Annotated in this window: 14 protein-coding genes and 1 pseudogene; 9 read left to right on the top strand and 6 right to left on the bottom strand. The window is 52.8% G+C overall.

The genetic code is table 11. The features are described 5' to 3' along the window. The first annotated feature begins 297 nt into the window (after positions 1-297). The 6 genes and pseudogenes from NDI52_RS10295 (at position 298) to NDI52_RS10270 (ending at position 6,397) form a co-directional block, all read left to right on the top strand. Positions 298-2,154: an AMP-binding protein gene (locus NDI52_RS10295; RefSeq protein WP_347280025.1), complete on the top strand. Its 1,857-nt coding sequence runs from the start codon at positions 298-300 to the stop codon at positions 2,152-2,154. 90 nt (positions 2,155-2,244) lie between these two features. Beyond that, positions 2,245-2,694 (top strand): YlqD family protein, encoded by a 450-nt coding sequence (locus NDI52_RS10290; RefSeq protein ID WP_190770620.1) that lies wholly within the window; start codon positions 2,245-2,247, stop codon positions 2,692-2,694. A 181-nt stretch (positions 2,695-2,875) separates the two neighbouring features. After that, positions 2,876-4,177: a dihydrolipoamide acetyltransferase family protein gene (locus NDI52_RS10285; RefSeq protein WP_190770619.1), complete on the top strand. Its 1,302-nt coding sequence runs from the start codon at positions 2,876-2,878 to the stop codon at positions 4,175-4,177. A 208-nt stretch (positions 4,178-4,385) separates the two neighbouring features. Continuing rightward, positions 4,386-4,679: pseudogene (locus NDI52_RS10280) on the top strand (hypothetical protein); the annotation flags it as partial. Between the two features lie 150 nt (positions 4,680-4,829). Beyond that, positions 4,830-5,231: a RidA family protein gene (locus NDI52_RS10275; RefSeq protein ID WP_190770618.1), complete on the top strand. Its 402-nt coding sequence runs from the start codon at positions 4,830-4,832 to the stop codon at positions 5,229-5,231. Then, positions 5,228-6,397, top strand: coding sequence for an FAD-binding oxidoreductase (locus tag NDI52_RS10270; RefSeq protein ID WP_190770617.1), 1,170 nt, complete (start codon positions 5,228-5,230; stop codon positions 6,395-6,397). Before NDI52_RS10275 ends, NDI52_RS10270 begins: the two co-directional genes overlap by 4 nt. A 376-nt stretch (positions 6,398-6,773) precedes the next feature. On the opposite strand, the gene NDI52_RS10265 is transcribed toward NDI52_RS10270, so the two are convergent. Then, entirely contained in the window at positions 6,774-8,162 is a 1,389-nt protein-coding gene (locus NDI52_RS10265) for an AtzE family amidohydrolase (RefSeq protein WP_190770616.1), read from the bottom strand. 129 nt (positions 8,163-8,291) lie between these two features. Then, on the bottom strand, positions 8,292-8,489 hold the full coding sequence (locus tag NDI52_RS10260; protein ID WP_190770615.1) for a DUF4089 domain-containing protein: 198 nt from the start codon (positions 8,487-8,489) through the stop codon (positions 8,292-8,294). A gap of 371 nt (positions 8,490-8,860) precedes the next feature. Here NDI52_RS10260 and NDI52_RS10255 point away from each other — a divergent pair, with 371 nt between their 5' ends. Beyond that, positions 8,861-9,610: a hypothetical protein gene (locus NDI52_RS10255; protein WP_190770614.1), complete on the top strand. Its 750-nt coding sequence runs from the start codon at positions 8,861-8,863 to the stop codon at positions 9,608-9,610. 64 nt (positions 9,611-9,674) lie between these two features. Continuing rightward, positions 9,675-10,565 carry an alpha/beta fold hydrolase gene (locus NDI52_RS10250; protein ID WP_190770613.1) on the top strand — a complete coding sequence of 297 codons (891 nt, stop codon included), beginning with the start codon at positions 9,675-9,677 and terminating at the stop codon, positions 10,563-10,565. A gap of 109 nt (positions 10,566-10,674) precedes the next feature. On the opposite strand, the gene NDI52_RS10245 is transcribed toward NDI52_RS10250, so the two are convergent. The 4 genes from NDI52_RS10245 to sixA all read right to left on the bottom strand — a co-directional run bounded on the left by NDI52_RS10245 (position 10,675) and on the right by sixA (position 15,337). Next, positions 10,675-12,297, bottom strand: coding sequence for an ATP-binding protein (locus NDI52_RS10245; RefSeq protein ID WP_190770612.1), 1,623 nt, complete (start codon positions 12,295-12,297; stop codon positions 10,675-10,677). Between the two features lie 353 nt (positions 12,298-12,650). Next, a complete protein-coding gene (locus NDI52_RS10240) occupies positions 12,651-13,217 on the bottom strand; it encodes a GNAT family N-acetyltransferase (protein ID WP_190770611.1) in 567 nt (188 codons plus the stop codon). 5 nt (positions 13,218-13,222) lie between these two features. Continuing rightward, positions 13,223-14,464 (bottom strand): amidohydrolase family protein, encoded by a 1,242-nt coding sequence (locus tag NDI52_RS10235; RefSeq protein ID WP_347280023.1) that lies wholly within the window; start codon positions 14,462-14,464, stop codon positions 13,223-13,225. Between the two features lie 372 nt (positions 14,465-14,836). Beyond that, positions 14,837-15,337 (bottom strand): phosphohistidine phosphatase SixA, encoded by a 501-nt coding sequence (gene sixA / locus NDI52_RS10230; protein WP_190770610.1) that lies wholly within the window; start codon positions 15,335-15,337, stop codon positions 14,837-14,839. 340 nt (positions 15,338-15,677) lie between these two features. Here sixA and NDI52_RS10225 point away from each other — a divergent pair, with 340 nt between their 5' ends. Beyond that, entirely contained in the window at positions 15,678-16,736 is a 1,059-nt protein-coding gene (locus tag NDI52_RS10225; RefSeq protein ID WP_190770609.1) for a folate-binding protein YgfZ, read from the top strand. Positions 16,737-16,741: the final 5 nt, after the last annotated feature.

Raw genomic sequence — 16,741 nt, 5'->3', positions numbered from 1 at the left:
TGCCTACGCTCATGAAAAAGTATTGGAATTCCTTAGGGCACATCAAAATCTGATGGGAGTTTTGGGTGTTCTCAGGGCACATAAAACTCACGCCAGGGCTGGCATCAACTTTCATGGCATTTTGCTAATTCTTGCTATCGAAGCTCCTAATGTTATGAAATGGGGAAGCCAATCGCGGTCAGTGCCATAGTGAAATAAAGCACCCTCAACTGCACGTAAATTACGTCAACCTGGAGTCCTTCCATGAGCAATGCAGCCACCCTAAATCCGGTTAACACCGAGACGAACCAGCGCCCCATGGCTTTTGATTCGCTGCAAGCGGTTCCTGAACTGTGGGCGATCGCCGCTCAGCGTTTTGGCTCAGTGGTGGCGCTTCACGACCCCCACGCCAATCCTCCCGTCGAAATCACCTACAGCGCGCTGTATCAGCAGACTCAGCAATTTGCAGCCGGTTTACAGTCCCTTGGCTTGCAATCCGGGGATCGTGTGGCTCTCTTTGCCGATAATCAACCCCGATGGTTGCTGGTAGATCAGGGCATTATGACAGCTGGCATGATTGATGTGGTGCGGGGTGCTCAGGCTGATCCGGCAGAATTGCGCTACATACTCAGCCACAGCGAAAGCATTGCTCTGGTTGTGCAGGACATTGACACCTTAAAGAAGCTGCTAGCACAACCAGAGCCGCTTCCGGTCAAGCAAATTATTATCCTGTCTGATGAAACGCCCATTGAAGTTCCAGGCATCGATGTGATGACCTTCTCCGCTGTGATGGAGCGAGGCCAGGGCCACCCTCTCAAGCCAACTACCGCCAAACGTACAGATTTAGCCACACTGATGTATACCTCCGGAACCTCCGGACAGCCTAAAGGGGTCATGCTGAGTCATGGCAACCTGCTGTCTCAGGTATCCGGCGCAGGGACGGTGGTGGATTTGCAGCCGGGCGATCGCGTCCTCAGTATCCTGCCTATCTGGCACTGCTACGAGCGCAGCTTTGAGTACTTTATTTTTGGCCACGGCTGCACGCAGATTTACACCAACATTCGCTACGTCAAAAAAGACCTCAAAACTTATCGTCCTAACTACATGGTGGCGGTGCCCCGGCTGTGGGAATCCATCTACGAAGGAATTCAGAAGCAGTTTCGGGAACAGCCTGAGAAAAAACAGAAATTGGTGCAGTTCTTCCTGGGGCAGAGCGATCGCTACATCAAAGCGCGCCGTACTTTCCTGGGGCTAAACCTGGAGAACCTGAATCCGTCGCCTCTGGACAAAGCGGTAGCACTGGCAACGATGGTGACACTGGCCCCCGTGCATGGTTTGGGCGATCGCCTCGTCTACCGCAAGGTACGCGAGGGCGTTGGCGGCAATATCCACTTTGTCGTCAGCGGTGGCGGCTCTATTGCCGAGCACCTGGAAGACTTTTTTGAAATTGTGGGGATCGAAATTCTCAGTGGTTATGGTCTGACGGAAACTTCCCCCATTACCCATGTGCGCCGTCCCATGCGTAACCTGCGAGGGGCCGACGGCCAGCCTCTGCCCTACACAGAAACGCGAATTGTCGATCCTGAAACTCGTCGGGATTTACCCGTTGGGCAGCAGGGTTTGATCTTGCTGCGGGGGCGTCAGGTGATGATGGGCTACTACCGTAACCCGGAGGCTACAAAGAAGGCGATCGATCCCGATGGCTGGTTCGACACAGGAGATTTGGGTTGGGTGACGCCCCAGGGCGACTTGACCATTACCGGACGGGCCAAAGACACCATTGTGTTGACCAACGGCGAAAACATTGAGCCGCTACCCATCGAAAACGCTTGCTTGCGTAGCCCCTATATCGATCAAATCATGCTACTGGGTCAGGATCAGAAGGTGCTGGGAGCCCTGATTGTGCCGAATATGGAAGCCCTGGAAGCCTGGGCAAAAACCGAAAACGTCTCGCTGGATCTGCAGAGCAAAGCGGTGCAGGATTTAATTCGCAAGGAGCTGAATCGGGAGGTAATGAACCGCCCCGGCTATCGTCCTGACGACCGAATTGGCCCCTTCGTGTTGTTGGAAGAACCCTTCACCATTGAGAACGGTCTCCTGACCCAAACCCTAAAAGTACGGCGCGATGTCGTGAGGGATCGCTATCGCAGTATGATTGACGGTATGTTTGCCTGAGCTTGAAGCCTTTTATTTAATAGGACTTCAGTGCAGGCGACCCGTTTTTCTGTATAGTCTTTTTGGTCACTCTGCGCTGAAACTCTTCTCATGGATCTTTCAAAGCCTCATCTCCTGCTTAAACGTCCGGTTAACATCAAAGTCATTGTGACTCCCCGCTGGAAGGAGGAGGTTCAACAGCAACTCCAGGCCCAAATTAATCAGATTGACGGCCAACTGCAGCAGATTGAAATGCAGGGCCAGCGCATGGTTGCCGAAGTTCAAAAGCAGGCGGCTAACCCGAGCGATGCTGCGATCGCTCAGCAAGTTGGCAACCTCCAGGCCCAGGTCAACCAGCGTAAGAGCGAGTTGTTAGAGCGCAAGAACCAGACCCTTCAACAGCTTCAGCAAGTGCAATTGCTGGAGATGGACAAGGAAGTGACTCAGGGCACGATTGAAGGGTTTTTCCGGATTGAGCAGGGGGATAACCTGGTGCGGAAGATGCAGGTCGAAGTCCTGCTGCGCGATGGCATCGTAGAAGAGATTCGCGGCGAAATTTAGAACTTATTTGAGAATTTGAGAGACCATTCCCCACACGCAATGTGTGTGAAAAATCGTCCATGTCTAAGAGCTTGCCCTTGTGCAGACGCTCTTGATGTTCCCTCAACACGATACAATTATCAGTTGCCAAGATTGCACTGACCCATCCCATCCATCCTCATCCCTAGCAGACTTAAAGCCAATGATTTACGAAGTTTTCATGCCCGCCCTCAGCTCCACCATGGAGGAGGGCAAAATTGTGTCCTGGACAAAGTCTCCGGGAGACAAGGTCGAAAAAGGCGAAACCATTGTGGTCGTCGAGTCCGATAAGGCCGATATGGATGTGGAGTCCTTCAATGAGGGATATCTGGCGACAATTATTGTGGAGGCTGGTGGTGTAGCTCCTGTAGGAAATGCGATCGCCTTTATTGCTGAGACTGAAGCTGAAATCGAAGCGGCTAAGCAGAAAGCCGCTAACCTTGGCGGTGGAGCTGCTGCTCCGGCCGCCGCTACTGCTCCTGTGGTAGAATCGGCCATTCCCTTAGTGTTGGAAGAGGTGATTCCCTCTAAGAATGGTTCCAGCAATGGCGGTCGCCCGGTCATTTCGCCCCGCGCTCGCAAACTGGCAAAAGATTTGAAGGTTGATTTGGCCACCCTCAAGGGCAGCGGCCCCTACGGTCGGATCGTAGCTGAAGATGTCGAACGTGCAGCGGGTAAAGCGCCCTCTGCGGCTCCTGTCGCAACGGCTCCCGCTCCTGTGGCAGCTCCGGCCCCGGCTCCTACAGCCCGCCCTGCGGCCGCTCCGGCTCCGGCTCCCGTCCCTGCGACACCCGGTCAGATTGTGGCATTTACCACGCTGCAAGGAGCTGTAAACCGCAGCATGGTGGCAAGTCTGGATGTTCCTACCTTCCACGTCGGCTACACCATTACCACCGACGAGCTGGATAAGCTCTATAAGCAGATCAAGAGCAAAGGGGTGACGATGACGGCGTTGTTGGCGAAAGCGATCGCCGTAACCCTCCAAAAACACCCGCTACTGTATGCCAACTACACTGATCAGGGCATCCAGTACAACAGCAGCATTAACGTAGCCGTTGCAGTTGCCATGGATGACGGTGGGCTAATCACCCCCGTTCTACAGAACGCTGACCAAATGGACATTTACACCTTGTCTCGCACCTGGAAGGATCTGGTGGAACGGGCACGGGTGAAGCAACTGCAACCTGCTGAGTACAGCACTGGCAACTTCAGCATTTCGAACTTGGGAATGTTTGGAGTTGATCGCTTCGATGCAATTCTGCCTCCTGGTCAGGGTTCTATTTTGGCGATCGGAGCTTCCCGTCCTCAAGTGGTGGCAAACCGCGAAGGTATGCTGGGAGTTCGCACTCAGATGCAGGTCAACATTACCTGTGATCACCGCATTATTTACGGTGCCCATGCAGCAGCGTTCCTGCAAGACTTGGCGAAGCTAATTGAAACCAATGCCCAATCCTTAACCCTGTAAGGGCTTTTGGGAAGTCTATAAAAAGAGCGCGGTGTTTTTCACCGCGCTCTTTTTATTAGGATTTGGGACTTTTTAAAATAAACTTTCTGGTGCTGAGTCCATAACGTTCTATCTAGAGTAATCCGGTTTGATTTTTGAAAGAGGTGGGAGAGAATACGAAGACCGCTCGGAATCGGGGTGCCTAATGACGCATATCTCTGCTCAGGCTGCTGTAGAAGAGTTGCAAGGGTTTATTGCGAGCAATCCAGATGCCCGTGAAATGCGAAAAGCCTTAGCGCTGAAACTGATGTACCAGAACTGAAATCGGTGAATTGGAGCAGCACCTGACCGAGTACTATGATGTGGTCTATGAATCTAAGTAAAGCTACTACGATCTGTTTGAGGCCGCCGGGATGAGTTGGAAGAAAACTCCCAAAGGTAACTCGAAAGAAAATTCTCAAATAGCCGCAGCAACAAAGACGAAATTGGGTGGTTGCTGGCAAGCTACCGGAAGGAAATCGAGCGGAGCACTCTAGGCGGTGCTTTAAAGCGGTTTCGAAGCCTTATTGGCTCGTACGAGCCAATAAGGCTTCGAAACCGTTTCAGAACATTTCTGCAACGAAGTGTTACATTGCTTTTTCGTATACTAGCCACATGCGAGGTGAGCAATTGCATGGAACGACAGAATTTTTCCACGGGTACCCCGTGGGAATCTTTAGCTGGGTATTCCCGTGCTGTACGGGTTGGGCCATTTGTCTATGTGTCAGGAACAACGGCCAGTGATGCCAGTGGACAAATACAGCATCCGGGCGACCTCTATGGGCAAGCTATCTATATTTATCAAAAGATTGAGGGTGCTTTAAAGGCGGTGGGTGCGAGTCTACAAGATGTTGTACGAACTCGCGTTTATGTCACCAACATGGATGAATGGCAGCAGGCCACCCGTGCCCACCATGAAGTTTTTCAGGATATCCGTCCGGCCAATACCCTTGTTGAGGTCAGTCGCCTGGCTACACCCGATATGTTGGTCGAGATCGAAGTAGATGCGTACATAATGCATGAGGCACAGGCATGAGTTACGACTGGATTGTAGTCGGTGCAGGACTGGTTGGCTCTGCTGTAGCCTATGAGTTGGCAAAGGTCGGGTTTTCAGTCTTGCTGCTGGACCAGTCGCCCGATCCTTCAAACGCGACTCGATACAGTTATGGCGGTATTGCCTTTTGGGCTGGAGATAGTGACTTGACTCGGCAACTTTGCCAGGAAAGTGAGGCCATTCATCCCCAACTCTCCGAGGAATTGGGTTATGACACCCAGTTTCGTGAAATGGACATGTTGCTAGTGATCGACCGCGATCGCGATCCCACTGCCATTGCTGCTTCCTACCAGCACTACCGCATCCAACCTCAACTGCTTGACCCGTCTATGGCGGTGAAGATGGAACCTTTGCTAGAGCCAAAGGCGATCGCAGCTGCCCTTCACATTCGCCACGGGCACGTTGATCCAGAGTCCCTGACTCGGGCGTACCAGCATGGTTTGAGGCAAGCCGGGGGACGGGTAGAAATTGCGTCTGTTGAAAGATTTGTGCAGACGGGCGAACGGATCGAAGGGGTTGTGACGTCGCAGGAAATCTATAGCGGCCAGGTCATAGTTAGCGCCGGGGGATTGAGCCGAAGGCTGCTGTACCAGATGGGCATTTCCACACGTCTCTATTACACCCAAGCCGAGATTCTGGAGACGCCGCCTCTAGAGACTGTGTCTCTGCAAACCATTGTGATGTCTGCGGAGCTGCAACGAATGCCCATGGAAGCGAAGGCTACTCGCCCCGAGTATGAGTCCCTCTGGGATGAACCGGGTCACGAACCTGTGCCTCCTATCCTGGATGTCGGTGCGATTCAATTTCAAGACGGACGCATCCGGATTGGGCAGCTTAGTCGGGTGCTGACGGACCCAGATGCTCTGGTGAATGCAAGTGCAAGTGAAGAACAACTGCGCGATCGCATTGGTCAAGTTCTCCCCTGCTTGAAATCGGTTCCGGCCGCCTGGGGAAGCTGTTTGGTGGGGTTTAGTGGCGATCGCCTGCCTCTGATAGGGGCCCTTCCTGGTGTCAGTGGTCTGTATCTCTGCTCAGGTTTTAATGGGCCTTTTTTACTGGCTCCTCCGCTGGCTCGCCGGTTTGCCAAATCCCAAAAAGGGGAAGCTGACCCAATTTTGGCGCAGTTATCTCCCGCCCGGTTTTCCTAGTACGTGACGGCTTAAGTTCATGGGTTGATTTCTGCCACTTATTGCTAAACCTCAGTTTGGGATAAGGTGAAGTGCTCATTTTGGTGTGCGCAAAGCGCACACCAAAATGAGCGTTTTTGAGTGCCGCGCAACGCGCGGCACTCAAAAACGCCCTTAACCCGAACTCAGGTTACTAAAGTCTGCTTTAAAGGTCATTTTTCCGTGTGTGGAGCGCATGACAGAAGACCTTTAAAGCCAGCTTTAAAACACGTTCTAGGATCTCGTACGGAATAAAACCTGGATTTTTTGTGGGAGATGCGGCTAAAGCGCACCTTCCACAAAAATCCAGGTTTTATTCTATTTGTATTCGTGAGGATAAATGTTTGATCAATCGTTTTTAAGGGGAAACCACGGGAGCTGCAATGACCCCTTCTGCTTCCAGAACAGCGGCAGCTCGTAGAGCTAGCGCTTCATGGTAGGGGGCCGCAATGATCTGCACGCCAATGGGTAAGCCGGTTTGTTGTACCGGTACGACAAGAATGGGCAGGCCAATGAAGGAAAGGGGCTGAGTATAAAGCCCCAGGTTGGGACGCAGAGGCACTTCTTCGCCGTCCAACATCAGGGTCTTTTGCCCAATTAAAGGTGCGGGGCAAGGAGTGGCAGGAGCCAGAATGAGATCAACAGTCTGAAACAACTCACGGACACGATCGCGGTACCAGCGGCGAAACCGTTGTGCCTGGATGTACCAGGCGGCCGGCATGAGAGCGCCTGAGAGAAAGCGATCGCGCGTTCCAGGGTCAAAATCCATTGGGCGAGTTTTTAGCCGTTGCAGATGCAGCGCACTCCCTTCACAGGTAGTAATGACATAAGCGGCAGCTCTGGCTCGCTTTGCCTCGGGGATGACAACGGTTTGATCAGCTCCCAGGGCTTTGGCAACTTTGGCAACGGCATCCAGTGCTTCCGGGTGAGCACCCTGGGCGAAGTAGTCTGTAGCGATCGCCACCCGCAGACCTTCCAAGCCTTTCGCTAACTGCGGCAGAGTTGGTTCAGGGGCCCGGGTCGAGCAGATGGGATCTCTTGGGTCAGGGCCATGTAAGACATCAAAGCTGGTAGCGATATCTTGCACGGAACGGGCAAAAGGGCCAATGTGGTCGAGGCTGGCAACAAACGGGTAGGCTCCGGCTCGAGAAACCCTGCCATAGGTCGGTTTCAATCCAAAGATGCCGCAGAGGGATGCGGGTACCCGAATCGAACCATTGGTATCTGAGCCGAGGGATAGCGGCACCAATCCTCCTGCGACAGCGGCAGCAGATCCGCCAGAGGAACCTCCAGCCACTCGGGCCAGGTCATGGGGATTATGGGTGGGGCCGTAATGGCTGTTTTCAGTGGTGAAGCCATAGGCATACTCATCCATACGCAGGGTGCCCACGAGGATTGCGCCGGCTTGCTTGAGCGCTGCGACCGTCGTAGCATCCTGAATGGCAGGTAGATTCTCCCGGTTAATTTTGGACCCGGCAAGGGTGACAACCCCGGCGACATCCAGCAAATCCTTGACGGCAAAGGGGACACCAGCCAGAGGACCAGGATCTTGACCGGCGGCGATCGCTCCATCCACCGTCTCTGCCTCTGCCATTGCCTGCTCGGTCAGCACGTCTGTAAATGCATTGAGCGACACGTTACCTGCCTCAATCCGTGCCAGGGTTTGCTGCGTGACCTCTTTAGCACTAACCTCACCCGAGCGCACCGCTGTTGCAATGGCGATCGCATCTACTTTCCCCCAATCCATCCCACTACCTCTCCAGCTAAGGAACACAAACTCTCGTAAACGTGTGAGCGTCAGGATAACCCTCTTACACAGAAGACACGGGCCTAAATTTTGCTGAGTTAAGGCTGAGCAAAATTCATGAATCAACGATTACGGCTCAAAAGTTGGGCCTGCCTCCAGGTCGTCGGGTAAGGGAAACTCCATAACGAGGCGGGCGATCGCCGACGTTCGCATCATGTTGTCTACTACGCCTTCCAGACATTCGGGGGAAATGGGTAGCCCAATCAGGGCTGCTACCTGTTCTACATAGGTCTCAACGGCGTCCCGGTTTGATGATGTCTCTGTCATAGCCCCTCCTATGTTGAATCTTTCCGATTGTGCCGCTGTTGGGTACCGCAGATTGTAGTCCGTGAGACGTCTTTGTATGGGTGCGGAGGGCGCGATCGCACTAGCTGGTAGGAACTCTAAAAGCTACACCAGTTCAGTTAAAAGTGCATTGAGGGTGCTTTACTCACCATCAACGCACTTCTTACCCTATAAGGTACGAGAGGGGGATGTAGGACTTCGTCCTGCATCCCCCTCTCGTACCTTATAGGAGCGGAAAATGCTGTAGAAGCAGTACAAATCCTTTGTCCTGACGGGTGTGTGCCTTGTAAGCTGCTATCCGCAAGACTGGAGGTTAATAGTACAATCTGGAGCATGGTCTGGTCTGGAGTCCGATGGAAATTTCTCTACTCATTGGCAGTCTCATTTTGCTGGTTATCGTCGGGTTCCATGCCTGGTTCTCGTACCGCATTCTGCAAGAGGTTCGCCATGAGAATAGCCTGTACCGGGGGGCGATCGAGCGTCAGCTACGATTAGCGTCGTTGCCCCATGTTTACTGTGACATCCAGCCCCTGGCCGATGGTGCCGGAATGCATCTGGGCATCTACAACATCGGCAATACCCCGGCCTATGACGTGCACATAGACATCATTGGTGCTTATGCCGTCGAGGGCATGGATATTCCCACCTTTATGCGAACGTTTGTGCAACCTCGTTTTCGCAAATATCCGCTGCAACCCGATAAGGTGGGTTACTACGGCGTTCGCAACAGCGCTCGTTATCCGCTTCTGGCCTATCAAAAACGTCTGGAACTTCCCCTCAAAATTCCTGCTACCCCAGTGGATGTCTATGCTCTTTTGCAATACCGCGAGGTCACAGGAGTGAACTATCACCAGGTGTATTGCTTTTCAGAGGTCAATGAGCAGGGCAATTACCGGGCTAATCTAGCCGAGCCGAGTCGTGCCGAGATTATCGAGCGCTTACATTTTTACGATACGGACGACGCTAAGATCTCCAGCCAGGAAAAGGCACTTCCCTTTGCGCTAAAGGCGTTTATCGATCTGTGGAATCACTCCATGTCAGTGCGCTTTACCCTGCTGGAACCGGAGGGCGCAGCCCCTGTCCCCTCCGTTCAGGAGATTTAGCATCCCTACCGAAACCTCGCTATGATCGAGGCAGTGGTTTACATAATGTAATATTGCGATCGCCATGACTCTCACCCACACCGCTTCCGTTGAGACAAAAACCTGGCAATGGCAGGGGTTTCCAATTCGCTATCAGCAATCTGGAACAACAGGGCCAGCGGTGGTATTGATTCATGGGTTTGGAGCTTCCAGTGATCACTGGCGAAAAAACTTACCGGTTCTCGGGGAAACCTGCCGAGTGTTCGCACTGGACTTACTCGGGTTTGGCTTCTCGGCAAAGCCCGAGCCTGGAAATCCATTGGCTTACAGTTTTGAAACCTGGGGCCAGCAAATTTTGGACTTCTGCCAGGAGATTGTCGGCGAACCCGTGTTTCTGGTAGGTAACTCCATTGGTTGTGTGGCAGCGGCTCAGGCAGCGGTGATGAATCCGTTGTTTGTGCGGGGGGTAGCGATGTTGGACTGCTCCCTACGGTTGCTGCACGATCGCAAACGTCTAGCTCTGCCCTGGTATCGTCGGATGTCAGCGCCGGTTCTGCAATCAATTTTAAGCAATCGCGCGCTTGGTCATCTCTTTTTTTCGCAGCTGGCGAATCGGCGCACCATTCGTAAAATTTTGCTGCAAGCCTACGGGCGGAAAGACGCTGTGACCGATGAACTGGTGGATTTTCTCCTCAAACCTGCCTTTGAGCCGGGAGCGGCTGACGTCTTTTTAGCCTTTATTAAATACTCTGAGGGGCCTTTAGCAGAAGATTTGCTCCCAGAGATGACCTGCCCGGTGCTGATGTTGTGGGGAACAGTCGATCCCTGGGAACCGATTGAGTTGGGGCGTGTTCTGGCAGAGTTTCCTGCGGTCGAAGAATTCGTGCCTCTGGAAGGAGTGGGCCATTGCCCCCAAGACGAAGCACCTGAGCTCGTAAATCCACTGCTACAAAACTGGATTGCACGGCATACCTGAGCTTGTCTCAGTTCCTTGGTTTGCCTAGGGTTTGGAGTACAGGGTGCGTCGCAACTTATACCCCAAACCATCGGTTGATTTTGCCGTGCAGGACCGGGTAAGAGAAGGCCTACTCGTAAACTGGAAGCATCACTGAGAATGTGCTGCCTTCACCCGATTTACTCCGGACAGAAATTGAGCCGCCACAGCGCAGCAATAGCTGCTGCACAATAGACAACCCGAGACCAGCCCCGCTCGTGTCATCCCCTTGCCCATGACGTACCCGATAGAAGCGATCGAAAATTTTGGGAATATCAGACTGGGCAATGCCAGCGCCTGTATCGCGCACATCAATTTGAACAAATTCACCCTGCTGTTTTGCCTTCACCCAAACCTGCCCGCCCTGCGGCGTGAACTTAATCCCGTTGTGTAACAGGTTGATCACGATTTGCCGTAACCAGGGGGTGGTGCAAGTCACCGTGGGCAGATCTTCTGGGACGGTGTAGGCCAGCATAATGCCCTTTTCCTGAGCCAGAGGCTGGTAGGTGCTGACAATTCCTGGAACGACATCAGACAAGCGGATGGGTTGGGTGGCGGTGTGGTCATCCACGTTTTCCAGTTGCAGCAGATCGAGCACGCTGGTGATCAGTGAACCCTGGCGATCGCACTCCTGGGTCAGCATATCCATGTACCGCTGTCGTTGGGGCGGCTTCAGAGTCGGCGATCCGAGCAGCGTCAGTGCCGTTTTCATACTGGAAAGGGGCGTACGAAGCTCCTGCCCGACGTTCTTCAGGAACTCGTCTTTCAAGCGAATCGCGTTCTGTAACTCTTCATTTTCGAGTTGTAAAGTCGATGCCGACTCAGCCTGCCGACGATAGCCCGCCGTACGATGCCACATTTCTTCTTGGCGCTGGATCTGGCGCACCATTAGGTGGCTCAGGATAGCCGGGTCGAGATGAACCTTGTTCGCTGGAGCGGTTACCTGAGACCAGTTCAGCAGCAAAGAGGTGAGTTCTTCCTGTTGTTGATTGTGGGGCACGCTAGAGGCGATCGCCAGATGAATCCCTGTCAGTACCTTCTGAATCGTGGCCGAGTCAAAGGAGCAAAGGGTTAACAGTAAATGCTTCCGCTCCTCCTCGTCCGCTAGCGGTGATTCTAGAGAGGTGTCGGCTGGAATATCTTCGGTTGCTACCGAGCGCTCCTGACTGCGAATGGTGCGGGGGCGGTGGGCCAGCACCAGCACCGAAAACTCCTCCGAGAGGATAAGGACAAAATATTCGCGCCGAAGCTGAATTTCTGACTGAATGGGTAAAAAGACGCTGTTGGCTGTATCGGGTTGTGCTGCTGCGATGACGCCCTGGTCATCAATCAGCGCATCCGTTTCAGCACTCATCAGCTGCAACTCAATACTGGAGCAAGAGTCCATGTCAGAGCCAAGCTCGGCAGCGAGCATCCCCATCTGCGCGGCTAGAGAGGACTGTTTGGGCGGCTCGCTCCGGTGACTGCTAAAGGCATAAATGGTGTGCGGAGCCACAGCCGAACGCCGAAATCGCTCAACTTCTGCTTGCCATACGTCTCCTCGGGGCAGCTTCATCCACACCGTCGCTGGAATCTGCTTTTCTAGCAATAGGTCGATCAGCAAACTGATAAGCGACTTGAAGGTGGTGGGGCTAAGTTGCAGAGGATGAGGGGGCTGCTCCGAGCTAAGCGCTAGTTCGTAGAGGGAGACATCTTGCAAAGAGGACGATTTCATGAAGAAGTGACTCTCAAATAATGCAAAAAGAACCTGAAACGGAACAGGGCACTTTATCCATAAATCTAGAGAATTAATCGCCTTTCCGGGCGGTTCTTAACCCTTCTTAGACTTTGCTTAAAAAGTGTTGCAGACGACATGTTGCTGTTTGGGAGTTCATCTACCAAAACAATTTTCAAGCAACTTTTTAAATTCTGCTTGAAAACAATAGGATATGCCTGAAATTTCCCTAATGTTTATCCAACCAGGTCAATTTGCAGTGCTTAATTGTCGTTTTGGTTAAGAACGGCCGTTGAAATGACTTTGTTAGGCCATGCTCAGGCCGAAGGTATCGCTGTTGGTAGCTAACCCAGCTACTGATCACCGTAAAAACTGGGAGGATGAGCCCCCGGCCAGGGGCCAGGTGGGGTCTCTGGGAAGTCGCGACTATAGTGTTCTTCCCGATAAACCTTGAGACCACGAGCCTGGTAATTCTTAAGAGCGGTGGGGCCATCTAAAGAACACGTGTGAACCCATACCCGGTTGGCCCCAATATCCCAGGCTTGCTGAATACCTGTACTCAACAGGTGCCCACCAATTCCCTGCCCGATGAATTGGTGAATGAGCCCAAAGTAAGCAATTTTTACGCTCTCGTCGGGTTGGGTTTCGAGCTCAATATAACCGGCTGGAGTTCCAGCGTAGTAAGCGACCCAGGTTTGCAGGTCCAGACGATTGACGTAAGCCCACCACTGCTTGTAGGTCCAGGGAATGCGATCGCACCAATACCAATGCCCCCCCACACTTGTGTAGAGAAACCGATTGAGCTCAGGGCAAGGGACTTCGGCCTGCAACACGGTCAAGCTAGGGTCATCAGAGTATTTGGGCCGGAATTCCGACCGATCGCGCATTTCCAGATACCAGGTGGTGACATCAAGCAGCATAGATCTTATAGGGCTAGGGCTGCGCTGGGGGAAAATGAGCGCTGAAGTGTGGTTTGAGCGATTAAGTGGCCGCTCTTGAAGACGGTGCGATCGGCTGGGGTGAGGGCGATCGCCTCTGATACAGAGGATGCTCCCAACAATACCAGATCTGCCGGGCACCCTTCCTGCAAATTATGGACCAGACCTATCGCCCGGGCGGCTTGAGTTGTGGCCATTTCCAGGCACAACCGATGTTGCTCGATGGTGCCTAACTGGAGTACCTCCGCCAACAGCAATGCCACCTTCAGCACATCGCCGTCTCCAAAAGGGGTAAATAGATTCTGAGTGTTATTCACTGCGACGCCCACATTGACGCCAAGTTCCGCCAGACGATGAATAGGGGCTACTCCCCGCCGGACATTGTGAGTGTCCTTTCGGGCCATGATGTAAATGTCAGAGGCTGGCAAAGCCAGAATTGAAATATTGGTATCCCTGAGGGCTAGACCGATGTCTGTCAACTCGTTGGGGGTCAGTGCTGCCAACTTGGTCATGTGGCCCAAGCATACACGCCCCTGCCAACCTCGCCGTTGAGTTTCCTCGATCACGAAGGGCACCAGCATGGGAGCGTCATCATCCAGAAAATCTAGATGAAAGTCGACATCGCAATCAAACTCCTGAGCAATGTCGAAAATAATTTGTACGTTGCGGTGAGGGTCGGGGTCCACATAGGGGGCTGAGCCAATGACATCACCACCCATATGCATGGCCTGACGCAGTAAATCAGCTTCGCCTTCAACATTTGTGATGCCCTCTTGGGCAAAAACTGCCAATTGCAGAGTGATACCCCAGGCATATTGCTGCCGCAGAGGCAGCATTGCCTCCAGCGATCGCAATCCCAAAGTTGGGTCAACTTCCACATGGCTGCGGATGGCTGTGATCCCGTGGGCGATCGCCCGTTCCAGGACTCTCCGGCCCCGTTCCTGCATATCCTCAATGGTAAAACTCTGCTTTAATCGCAGGGTCTCGCGCATGGCTTCGGCAAACGTGCCTTCATAGGCAGGTGCGCGGTCATAAATGAGCGCTTTGTCTAAATGAAAGTGAGCGTCTACCAGAGCAGGAATTAGGAGACGGCCACTGGCTTCTAGCTCACGGGCAGCCTCTGTCTCAATGTGGGGGGCGATGGTGGAGATGCGATCGCCCATAATGCCAACATCCCAGAGCCCATCCCGCCCAGGCAACCCAGCCCCAGTAATCTTCCAATCCAGCACAGTTGATTTTGCCCTTAGTACGCTCAATCCATGTATATAGCTTTTCTCAAGGATTTGTATAGCGATGAGTTGATGCTTTAATTTCTGGACATGGGATGTGAAGGAAAGGGCGTTATCTTTTCACCACATCCCATCTGGACGTCTAGTGGTGTGCCAATGTTTAAGTGTGGGGTAACCCTACACTTATAGCGCTTGAAAAGTGCTTAAAATCTGTTTGTTTTTGTAAGAGCTGTGCAGCGCGCTGCTCTCATAAAAACAAACGTGGCTGATTCAAGCACAGAGCCCTGTAATTAGATTTAAGGAATTTTTGAGAGGTCGTAGCCCTCAAAAATTCTTTGACAGAGTGCTGGAACCCTACCCCTCAATTCATGCTCAGTCCATCAAGAATCGTGGGGGTGTGAGCCAGAACAGTTCACCCTGCCCAATCGGTGATCCAGTTTTCGGTAAGGTTATGCCGATGACCCCGGCTTTCTTCAACCGAATGTGATAGCGAATTTCGCCCCAAACAAGTTGCTCGGCCCAAGTGCTCAAGTTCGGTTCATGGCCTACTAAAGCCAAGCATTCGCTGCCGCTCTGTTTCCACGTTTCAAACCAGGGAAGCCAATCTTGAATATGGCCTTCTGGCGCAAGTAGGCGCGACTCTTCCAGGGTTTTTCCTAAACCCGCTGCTACAAAGATGTCGGCGGTTTGCCGGGCTCGTACGAGGGGGCTGGTCAAGATACTATCAAAGCGAATTCCAAAGGACTCCAGTCGATTAGCAATCTGCTTGGTTTTTCGCTGGCCTTCGTCGGTAAGGGGACGTTTTTCATCATCAGCATAGCTGCCATGTTCTCCAGCGAGGCCATGGCGAACGATGTAAAGGTCGATGGGCATGGGGTAGCTCCAGGCAGATTATGAGTGAGGAATTTTGATAGCAAGTTTTGCGGTGGCACAGGAGAGATCATCGTACCAATCCCATTCCATCACGACAAATTCCCTGGGTAGGAACTAGTAATTTTCATTTTGGCATCCAGCCCGAACACTCGCCCGAGGCGAGTGTTCGGGCTTCAAAGCCGAGAGTTTGTGACCCCAAGGCCTGAACTATCAGCTTTGAAGCTCACGGAGAATTGGTGCCGAATGACACGGTGACGCAAATGAGAGCGCAGGTATGCAGGATACTGGAGAAAAGGCTTGATCGCCTTCGATATCCCCTAATCGAAAAGACTGAATTGAGATGAGCCAGGCACTTCGCAACCAACAAACCGCCCAAGGAGCCCAACTGGGCACTGTAGCAGAGCAGGCTGTACCCCTCAGCTTTAGTAATGATGCGATCGCCCTCCAGGCTACTCAAACAGGGGTCGCACTGTACGATCGCACCCATTGGGGCCGCATTCGAGTGGGCGATCGCGATTACCTCCGCTTCCTCCATAACCAGACCACCAATGCCTTTGAGGGGCGGAAACCCGGTGAGGGTTGCGATACAGTTTTTGTCACTTCTACAGCCCGCACTATTGACCTGGCAACGGCTTACATTCTGGAAGATGGAGTGTTATTGCTGGTGTCACCCGGGCGATCGACCTCCCTTATCGCCTGGATGGATCGTTACATCTTTTTCGCAGACAAGGTAAGTCTGCAAGATGTGACCACTGAAACGGCTGCTTTCAGCGTGATTGGGCCGGAGAGTGAAACGCTGTTGCGGACATTGGAAGTGGAATCGCTGAGTAATCAGCCCTATGGCACCCATCAAGAGGTGTCGTTAAAGGGAATACCTGTGCGGGTCGCGGTGGGCAGTGGGGTGGCGATCGCCGGATATACCCTGATCACGCCTATAGACCATGCTGCGGATCTATGGGGCATCCTGGTCGATACTGGAGCAGTGCCTATGGGAGAAAACGCGTGGGAACAACTGCGGATTCAACAGGGCCGGCCTGTCCCTGACCACGAACTCACGGATGACTTTAACCCTCTAGAAGCCGGGCTTTGGTCTACCATTTCCCTCTCTAAAGGCTGCTATATCGGTCAGGAGACGATCGCCCGGCTTTATACCTATCGCGGTGTTAAACAACAGCTCTGGGGCATTCAATTAGAGGGTGCAGTTACACCTGGTAGCACCATCACAGCAGGCGCTGAAAAAGTCGGCGTTCTGACTAGCAGCATTGCTACGGATGCAGGCTATTGGGGCTTAGCCTACATTCGTACAAAGGCGTTGGAAGGTAATCTGCAACAGGTCCAGGTGGAAGGTGTCTCCGGGTATCTTGTCTCTCTACCTTTTGTGGACCATACCTACTTGTGATAGTC

Origin of the sequence: Leptolyngbya sp. PL-A3 (assembly GCF_039962325.1) — a bacterium.
In the GTDB taxonomy this organism is placed as follows: domain Bacteria; phylum Cyanobacteriota; class Cyanobacteriia; order Elainellales; family Elainellaceae; genus Vacuolonema.
Note: the sequence above shows the minus strand (reverse complement) of the source record. Positions and strands in the feature narration are given on the sequence as shown.